We start from the raw sequence: 9345 nt of genomic DNA, 5'->3' as shown, positions 1-9345 counted from the left end.
GCCCACGTTCTGCAGGTGGGCTTCGCCGGGATGCGGCGTGGTGCTTGAGTCGGATGCCATATTGTTCATTTCCTGTCTTGGTTCGTGCTGAAGTGAAATTGTTCCGTCGATGCGACTGGTGATGATCGTGTGATGCGCTCAGATCGTGGGCCGACTGCACGGAGTGCGCCGAGGATGGCCACCAGATCAACGCCTTCTTGGAGCCACGCGCCGAGGAGTGCGGGGAGGAACCCGAAGGCGGCGATGAGCATGAGGCCGACGCTGATGATGATGCCGAGCCAGATGCTTTGCAGTGCGATGCGCACGGTGTCTTTGCCGATGCTCACCGCGCGCGGCAGCGCGGAGAGCGTGTCGTAACGGTTCACGATGTCCGCAGATTCTGAGGCTGCGGTTGCACCGCGCGCGCCCATTGCGAAGCCGATGTCCGCGGCGGCGAGCACGGGGGCATCGTTGAGGCCGTCACCGACCATGATGAGGGGGCGGGGCTGCACGGTACTGACGATGCGAACTTTGTCGCCGGGGCGGCACTCTGCGTGCACCTCGCTGATTCCAAGGTGCTGTGCGATGGGTTCGGCGGTGGCTGCGACGTCTCCTGTGACCATGAGCGTACGCTCGATACCGAGATCGCTCAGCTGACGGAGAGCCTGGGCTGCTTCTTCGCGCACTTGGTCGCGCATGACGATGGCTCCGGCGAAGCAGCCATCGACCGAGACGTAGATCGCGAGTTCCCCAGGAGCAAGGTCTGCCAGCACGAGGTCGGGCGCAGTGTTGCGCACCCAGGAGGGCTTGCCGACACGAACTGTCACTGCCTCAGGTGCGTCAGGAGCGCGGAACACAGCCGCGACTCCGTTTGTCGCGATCTCCTCGGCATGTTCGGCTTCGACGAGCGACAAGGCGTGCTGTTTCGCGGCTTGCACGACGGAGTCCGCAAGCACGTGAGAAGAGTACACCTCCGCTGAGGCTGCGAAACGCAGCAGTTCATCTTCGCTGGTGCTGGCGGCTGGCAGGATGCGTTCAAGTGCCGGTTTGCCGGTGGTGATGGTGCCGGTCTTATCGAAAGCCGCCGAGCGGGCTCGTGAAAGCTGTTCAAGGGTGCCACCGCCCTTGACGATCAGACCGAACCTCGCGGCACGGCTCATGCCACCGAGAAACGCGACCGGCGCGGCGATCAGCAGCGGGCACGGTGTCGCCACCACCAGCACCTCGGCAAACCGGACAGCCTCTCCGCTGACCGCCCACGCGATCCCAGCGATCACGAGGGCGAACACCGTGAATGGCACCGCGTACCGATCCGCGAGCCGCACGACTTTGGCTTTGCTGCCCGCGGCTTGTTCGACGAGCCGAACAATCTGCTGATACTCGCTCTCGACGGCCGGAGCCGCGGCCCGCATGGTGACTGCGGCTTGTCCATTCACCGCACCGCTCGACACTTTCTCTCCCGCGTCACGCTCAACGGGCAGGCTTTCACCGGTCAATGACGACTCATCGAACACGGCGTGCTCGGAGACGAGGATCGAGTCCACAGGCACGAGTGCACCCGGCCGCACCAGCAACAGATCACCCACCTCGACTTCTTCGACCGGTATGTCCTCGGTCGTGACCTCGGCAGTGTGCTCGTGCGTGCCCGTGCCGACTGCGCTCGGGGCGAGGATGCGCGTGGCCTGCTGGGGTGCCATACGCAGCAGCGCGGTCAGTTCCCGCTTCGAACGGTTCTCAGCGTAATCTTCGAGGGCCGCCCCGCCGGTGAGCATCAACACCACCACGAGCGCCGCCCACGGCTCCCCAACGAGCACTGCCGCAGTAATCGCCGTCACCGCAAGAATGTCGAGCCCGGCGTGCCCTCGGATGAGCTGCCGGATCATCCCGACCGCCTCCCATGCGGCAATCACAAGCGCATATGCGCCCACGACCAAGGAGGCCGACTCGCTGGCGGGGGTCGCCAAAAGAATCAATCCGATCAGAGCGACTAAAAGTGTTGCGATCACGAGTGGATATGCCCTGACCAGGAATGAAAAGCGGCTCATACTTCAATCCTCCCATGCGGGCACGCTTCTCGCATTGCAGGCCAGCCTCGCCTGAGTATCGGCGTAGCGTGTTCAGAGCAGCAATGCCCCGGCTCCGGCCGCCCCGAGCACTACCGCCCATGCCGGTGTGTTCCAGGACGTGAGTGCGACAAGCGCGAGTGCCGCGACGACGAGTGATGTGGCGTTCGTGACACCCGCGGTGAATACGGGGTCGTACAGTGCGGCGGCGAGCAGCCCGACGACTCCGGCGTTCCTGGGCGTGAGGAACGAACTGGTGACAACTGATCGTTAGCGCTGAGAGGCGCTGGCGGGGAGGATGTCATTCATGCCCGGTCCATACCCCAAGGAGTTCCGCGAGGACGTTGTCGCGGTCGCCCGGCGTCGTGAGAGCGGCGTCACCATCAAGCAGATCGCCGCTGACTTCGGTATCAGCGAAGCGACGTTGCAGAACTGGCTCCGCCAAGCAGACGTCGAGGACGGCAACCGTCCGGGTCAGACCGCCGCGGACGCGGCGGAAGCTCGTGAGTTGAAGAAGCGGATCCGCCTCCTCGAGCAGGAGAACGAGGTCCTCCGGCGAGCGGCGGCGTATCTGTCGCAGGCGAACCTGCGCCTCGGTGGCTCCCCAAAATGACGTACCCGCTCGTTGCTGAGCTCGCCGACGCGGGGATCCCCGTGACGGTGTCGTGCCGGGTCCTCAAGCTCGCCCGCCAGTCCTACTACCGGTGGAGAGGCGACCCGGTCCGCGACGCCGACGTGCTCCGCGCGCACCGGATCAACGCTCTACACGACGCGCACCACGATGACCCGACATTCGGCTACCGATACCTTGCTGACGAAGCCCGCCGCGCGGGGTGGCGGATGAGCAGGCGGACGGCGTGGAAGCTGTGTTCTCACGCGGGGATCCTCTCGTCCGCGCAGCGTCGACGGCGTGGGAAGGGGAAGAAGGCCGGGCCGCCCGTGTTCGACGATCACGTCCAACGGGTGTTCCGCGCCGACGCGCCGAACCGGGTCTGGCTCACGGACATCACGGAGCATCGCACTACCGAGGGCAAGCTGTACTGCTGCGCGATCAACGACGTTCACTCCAACCGGATCGTGGGCTACTCGATCTCCGATCGGATGACCGCGAAGCTCGCCGTCGACGCCGTCCGCAACGCCGTCACCCGCCGCGGTGACATCGCCGGTTGCATCCTGCACGCTGATCGGGGCAGCCAGTTCCGAAGCCGCGCGATGGCCCGTGAGCTGCGCCGTCACGACATGGGCAGAGTCGGCGCCGCCGGAGACAACGCGGCCATGGAGAGCTTCTGGTCGCTGCTGCAGACCAACGTGCTCAACCAACAGCGATGGGCGACGCGGCAGGAGCTGCGGCTCGCCATCGTCGTCTGGATCGAGCGGAAGTACCACCGCCAGCGAGCGCAGGACACCCTCGGCGGCTTGACGCCCATCGAGTTCGAAGCCAAGCTAACCGAGCCGCTCACACTCGCGGCCTAAACCGAACCTGTCACCAGTTCGTTCCTCACGCCCGAGGGAGGAGGCGCGGCCGGGAGAAGAGCGCGAGATCTTCGGTCTGGCCGGTGCCGAGGCCCCGGAGCCGGCCCGGTTGACCGTGATGCGGGAACATGGTCTTGACTGAGACGGATCGCAGGCATGTCGACCGGCGTCGGGCATCGGAGAAGAGGACATATGCAGCCGTTCCTGGACAAAGCGGTTCCCGAGGCCTGGCGAGCCGCCGCGGCGCTGTCGACGGCGGTGCGCGACGCGGCCGTCGAACGCGGGCTGCTGATCCGCGAATCCGAGCTCATCAAGCTGCGCGCCTCGCAGATCAACGGCTGCGCGTTCTGCCTCGACCTGCACGCGCGCGAAGCCAGGCAGGCCGGGATCCCGCAGCAGATGCTGGATCTGCTTCCCGCCTGGCGGGAGGCGGAGCTGTTCGGCGAGCGGGAGAGGGCCGCGCTCGCCACCGCGGAGGCATCCACCGTCCTCCCGCTCAGCGAGGAGTCCCGCGCGGATCTGTCCGGCGCGCGCACGGTGCTCGGCGACGACGCGTTCGCGGCCGCGGAATGGGTCGCGGTGACGATCAACGCGTTCAACCGGATCTCGATCCTCAGCGGCCATCCGGTGCGGCCGCGGGACGCCGAGGGGCGGCTGGTCCGATGAGCAGCACCGACCGGCATCCCGAACTCGAGTACCTCGCTCCGGGGCAGCCGTGCACCGCCGTGACGCCCCTCGAACCGCGTCTCGTCCCGCTGGGCGGGCCGCGCGCGATGACGGTCCACCGGACGCTTCCGCAGCGGGAGCGGTCGCTGGTGGGCGCATGGTGCTTCCTGGATCACTACGGACCGGACGACGTCTCCGAGACCGGAGGGATGCAGGTGCCCCGGCATCCCCACACCGGTCTCGCGACCGTGTCGTGGCTCTTCAGCGGGCGGGTCGAGCACCTCGACTCCGGCGGCAACGCGGCATCCGTGGTCCCGGGAGAGCTCAACCTCATGATCGCGGGGCAGGGGATCACGCATCAGGAGCTCAGCGACGCCGACACGGGCGTCCTGCACGGCGTGCAGCTCTGGTACGCGCTGCCCGATGCGACGCGCTTCGGCGAGAACGGCTTCCAGCACTACGCTCCCGCTCCCGTGGCGCTTCCCGGCGCGACCGCGCGGGTGTTCATCGGCGAGCTGGCGGGCTCCGCGTCGCCCGTCGAGACCCGGACCCCCGACCTGCTCGGCGCGGAGCTGATCCTCGAGGCCGGCGCGTCCCTGACGCTGGACGTCCGCGCCGACTTCGAGCACGCGGTGCTCGCCGAGGACAGCGGGGTGATGGTGAACTCCGTCGCCATCGCGCATCGCGAGCTCGCGTACGTGCCGACCGGATCCCGCACGCTCGTCCTCGAGGCGGGGGAGAGCGCCGTCCGCATCATCCTGCTGGGCGGTGTCCCGCTCGGCGAGCAGATCGTGATGTGGTGGAACTTCGTGGGGCGCGACCACGAGGAGATCGTCGAGTTCCGGCGCCGCTACCAGTCAGAGCTCGGGTTCGAACCCGCCGATCCGGCTGACGCCGGCAAACCCGCCCTGTTCGGGAGCTTCCCCGAGGGGCAGCCACGGCCGCTTCCCGCTCCGCCGCTGCCGAACGTCACCCTGCGACCGCGGGAGCAGCCGCTTCGGTAGCTCTCTCGCCGGCGGTGCGCGTTCATCCGATGCCGGCGGCGATCTCGCACGGGTCCGCCGCGAGGGCGGCGAGGCATCGAGGGCCGGCTGGCGCCGCTCGTCCGATTCGTCGTTCCGGCTGGACAAGGGGCGCCCGGGGTCGGTCATCGACATCGGCTGGTGAGTCCGACCAACCCGCCCGCCCTCATGACGCCGCGTGTCGTCACTGCGCGTCACACCCCGCGCGGATCCTCGCCGAGCGGCGTACGGTCGAGGCATCGCGGCGATCCGGGCGGTCCCGGGCCCCGGTTCATACCCGGTGGCGCTGTCGGTTCGACTCCGGCCGTCGCGTCGAAGCGGCCTTCCGCCAGGTGAACAGCCGGGGAACTCGCGCGGGGCGAGCTGGCGGGCGGCCCGGGCGTCGGCCATCCTGAGGGCGATGACGCCTCTCGAACCGGCCCCGAACCGGCGCGCGCGTGGCCCGCTGTGGCGGCGGATCCTGTCCGTCGCCGGCCTCGTTGCCGTCGTCATCACGGTGCCGACGGCGTGCTTCGCGCTCATCGCGAGCGAGCGGCCGGATCCGGTGGCGGGCGAGCCGCTCGAGGGCGTCGTGATCGACAAGCACAGCGTCATGACGCGCACCTCCGACACGTGCGGGTTCGCGTTCATCGAGATCGGCTGCAACGTCGAGCGGCAGAGCCACGAGCTCGTGATCGACGTCGGGCACGGCGAGGAGGGCGCGGTGGACGTGGTCGTCGACTGGACTCCGCTGACCTTCCTCCCGACGACGTGGCGCGCCTGCGACATCGGCGACCGCTTCGCCCGCGACGGCGCAGGCGAGATGTCGTGCGCCGCGGCCGACGGATAGCGAGCCCCTCCGCCCGGGAGGATCCGGATCCGGGCCCTCCCCGACGACGGGCGCGTCAGCGCACCGTGAAGGGCGCCGACAGCAGCTGCTCCTCCCGGGAGCTAGGCCCGACGAGCAGCGCGAACGCGCCCGGCTCGACCAGGCGCGTGCCCCCGGCGTCGACGATCGTGCAGTCCGCGACGGGGATCTCGATGCGCACGCGCGCCCGCTCCCCGGGCGCGAGCGCGACCTGCCGGTGCGCCTTGAGCTCCTTGTCCGTCCAGCTCGCCGAGGTCACGACGTCGCGCACGTAGGCCTGCACCGTCTCGATGGTCGGCCGGTCGCCCGTGTTCGTCACCGTGACCTCCGCCGCGATCACGTCGTCGAAGCCCAGCTGATCGGCCGCGAGCGCCAGATCGGCGTAGGCGACGGTCGTGTACGACAGCCCCTCCCCGAACGCCCAGGCCGGCGACTGCGTCAGGTCGGCGTAGCGGTCGCCGTGCTGCCCGCGGATCTGGTTGTAGTACGTGGGCTGCTGACCGGCGTGCCGGGCGAACGAGATCGGCAGGCGACCGGTCGGCTCGATCGCTCCGGTGATGAGCTCGGCGATCGCCCGCCCGCCCTGCATGCCGGGGTTCGCGACCCACAGGACCGCGGCCGCCCGCGCCGCGGAGGGCGGGAGGACGAGCGGCTTGGACGCCATGAGCACCACGACGACGGGCGTCCCGGTCTCCACGAGCGCGTCGAGGAGCGCGATCTGCCCGCCGATGAGCTCGAGGGTCGCCGTGGACCGCCCCTCGCCGTAGAGGCCGCGGGCGTCGCCGACGACGGCGACGCAGACGTCCGCGTCCGAGGCCGCGGCGACCGCCTCGGCGATCTGCGCCTCGTCGGGAGGGCAGGGCGTCACGACCGGCGGGCGCGGCTGGCCGTCGGGCCAGGTGGCGCCGGCGGGGTCCGGCGTGAGCGCGAGGATGTCCGCGCCGCGCGCATGGACGACCTCCCACGGAGCGATCTCGCGCAGGCCGTCGAGCACGGTCGTGATCATGTCGCGCGGCTGGCCGTCCAGCCAGCCGGCCTGGCCCGATCCGCCCGCCCAGTCGCCGAGCTGCTCCTGGTCGTCGTCGGCGAGCGGGCCGACCACCGCGACGCGCGCCGTCTCGGGGGAGAGGGGCAGCGTGCCGTCGTTCTCGAGCAGCACGAGCGACCGGCGCGCCATCTCGAGATTCAGAGCCGCGTGATCGGCGCGGCCGACGATCTGATCGTGATCGGCGCGGGGCGTCCGCGGATTCTCGAACAGGCCGAGCTCGACCTTCAGGGTGAGGATCCGCCGGACGGCGGCGTCGAACGCGTCCTCGTCGAGCATCCCGCGCGAGACGGCCTCCAAGGCGCCCTCGAAGAAGGTCGGCGTCGTCATGATCATGTCGTTGCCGGCGCGCACCGCCGCGGCGGCCGCGTGCGCGATGTCGGGCTGCACGCGCTGCTCCCACACCATGCGCCCGACGCTGTCCCAGTCGGTGATGAGCGTTCCGGTGTAGCCCCACTCGCCGCGCAGCACGTCGCTGAGCAACCACTCGCTGAGCGTGATCGGCACCCCGTCGGTCGTCTGGTATCCGAGCATGAAGGTGCGACAGCCGGCGCGGGCGACCCGCTCGAACGGGGGCAGGAACCAGCTGCGCATCTTGCGGTGCGAGATGTCGGCCTCGGACGCGTCGCGCCCTCCCTGGGTCTCGGAGTACGCCGCGAAGTGCTTCGCGGTCGCGAGCACGGCGGTCTCATCGGCCAGGCCGTCGCCCTGATAGCCGCGCACCATGGCGCTCGCGTACTCGCCGATGAGGAAGGGATCCTCGCCGAACGTCTCGTTCACGCGCCCCCACCGGAGGTCGCGCGCGATGCACAGCACCGGGGAGAACGTCCAGTGCACGCCCGTCGCGGCGACCTCGACGGCGGTCGCGCGCGCGACCCGCTCGACGAGCGCCGGATCCCACGACGCCGCCATCCCGAGCTGCGTCGGATAGATCGTGGCGCCTGGCCAGAAGGAGTGGCCGTGGATGCAGTCCTCGCCGACGAGCAGAGGGATCCGCAGGCGCGTGCGCAGCGTGAGCTCGCGCGCCTCGACGATCCGCTCCGGAGAGGTGTGCAGGATCGACCCGACGCCGCGTCGCAGGATGTGGTCGGCGAGATCGTCGCGCGAGTCGAGCTGCAGCATCTGCCCGATCTTCTCCTCGAGCGTCATGCGCCCGAGGAGATCGGCGACGCGCTCCGCGACGGAGAGAGCGGGGTCGAGGTAGGGGAGGGGAAGCGCGGTCATCGCTCCTTCTTCTGTGCCGGCGGAGCGGCGTCGATGCGCCTCCGCGGAGTGCGAGGCCTGACGGACATCCTCATCGACCGGGAGGCCGACGAGCATCAGCGCCACGCCGAGCACGCGGAGCGACCTGCCCCGCGAGCATCGCGGTCAGCGCGAGGGCGAAGCCGGCGAGCTGGACGGCGGACAGCGTCTCGCCGGCGATCGCGGCTCCGAGGGTCGCCGCCGTCAGCGGGGAGAGCAGGCCGAGCAGCGCGGTCGCGGTGACCGGCAGCTTCCGGATCCCCGCGAACCAGATCGTGTAGGTCGTGAGCGCCCCGACGAGGCCGAGCCACGCGTATCCGGCGAGCGCCTTGCCGTCGATGATCGGAGGAACGCCGTCGATGATCAGGGCGGGGACGAGGAGGACGACGCCGGCGGAGGAGAGCTGCCATCCGGCGAAGCCGATCGCGGAGACTCCCTCCGGTCGCCCCCACTTCTTCGTGAGCACGACGCCGAGCCCCATGGACGCCGCGCCGGCGAGCCCCGCGACGAGGCCGACGAGGTCGACGCCGGCGCCGGGGCCGAGCACGACGAGGGCGACGCCCGCGACGCCTGCGACGCCCCACCAGACGCGCCACGCGGAGAGGCGCTCGCGGAGGATCGCGACCGCGAGGAAGGCGACGACGAGCGGCTGCGCGGCGCCGAGCGTCGCGGCCACGCCGCCGGGGAGGTGCTGGGCCGCGACGAACAGCAGCGGGAAGAAGGCGCCCATGTTGAGCGTGCCGAGCACGAGGCTCCGGATCCACCATCTCCCACGCGGCAGCGTGCGGGAGATCGCGAGCGCGATGAGGCCCGCGGGCAGGGAGCGCATGAGCGCCGCGAACAGCGGGTGCCCCTCCGGGAGCAGGTGCGTGGTCACGATGTATGTCGTGCCCCACACCATCGGAGCGAGCGCCGTGAGCGCGGTCCAGCCCGCGCGCGCCTGCGGCGAGGCGACGGCGTGGGGAGGGATCGTCGTGGTCATGAGGCCATGCTCGACCCGTGCTGGCC

6 protein-coding genes and 1 pseudogene are annotated in these 9345 nt (G+C 70.0%); 4 read left to right on the top strand and 3 right to left on the bottom strand.

Features of this window, described 5'->3' with window-relative positions:
- Window positions 1-65 precede the first annotated feature (65 nt).
- Window positions 66-2024, bottom strand: a complete 1959-nt coding sequence (locus tag NHL53_RS05185) for a heavy metal translocating P-type ATPase (protein WP_433775769.1) — start codon at window positions 2022-2024, stop codon at window positions 66-68.
- A gap of 325 nt (window positions 2025-2349) precedes the next feature.
- Between NHL53_RS05185 and NHL53_RS05180 the strand changes: the two are divergent.
- The 4 genes and pseudogenes from NHL53_RS05180 (at window position 2350) to NHL53_RS05165 (ending at window position 6032) form a co-directional block, all read left to right on the top strand.
- A pseudogene (locus NHL53_RS05180) lies at window positions 2350-3515 on the top strand (IS3 family transposase).
- A gap of 192 nt (window positions 3516-3707) precedes the next feature.
- Window positions 3708-4181: a carboxymuconolactone decarboxylase family protein gene (locus NHL53_RS05175; RefSeq protein WP_433775768.1), complete on the top strand. Its 474-nt coding sequence runs from the start codon at window positions 3708-3710 to the stop codon at window positions 4179-4181.
- The gene (locus NHL53_RS05170) at window positions 4178-5185 is read left to right on the top strand and encodes a pirin family protein (RefSeq protein ID WP_433775767.1); all 1008 of its coding nucleotides are present in this window, start codon (window positions 4178-4180) and stop codon (window positions 5183-5185) included. Before NHL53_RS05175 ends, NHL53_RS05170 begins: the two co-directional genes overlap by 4 nt.
- 418 nt (window positions 5186-5603) lie before the next feature.
- Complete coding sequence (locus tag NHL53_RS05165) at window positions 5604-6032, top strand: hypothetical protein (RefSeq protein WP_433775766.1); 429 nt, start codon at window positions 5604-5606, stop codon at window positions 6030-6032.
- A gap of 55 nt (window positions 6033-6087) precedes the next feature.
- Here NHL53_RS05165 and NHL53_RS05160 read toward each other — a convergent pair whose 3' ends face one another.
- A complete protein-coding gene (locus NHL53_RS05160) occupies window positions 6088-8319 on the bottom strand; it encodes a glycoside hydrolase family 3 N-terminal domain-containing protein (RefSeq protein WP_433775765.1) in 2232 nt (743 codons plus the stop codon).
- A gap of 70 nt (window positions 8320-8389) precedes the next feature.
- Complete coding sequence (locus NHL53_RS05155; RefSeq protein WP_433775764.1) at window positions 8390-9319, bottom strand: EamA family transporter; 930 nt, start codon at window positions 9317-9319, stop codon at window positions 8390-8392.
- Between the last annotated feature and the right edge of the window lie 26 nt (window positions 9320-9345).

Source organism: Microbacterium sp. gxy059 (genome assembly GCF_050958665.1).
Lineage (GTDB): Bacteria > Actinomycetota > Actinomycetes > Actinomycetales > Microbacteriaceae > Microbacterium.
This window is presented reverse-complemented; position numbering and strand designations above follow the sequence as displayed.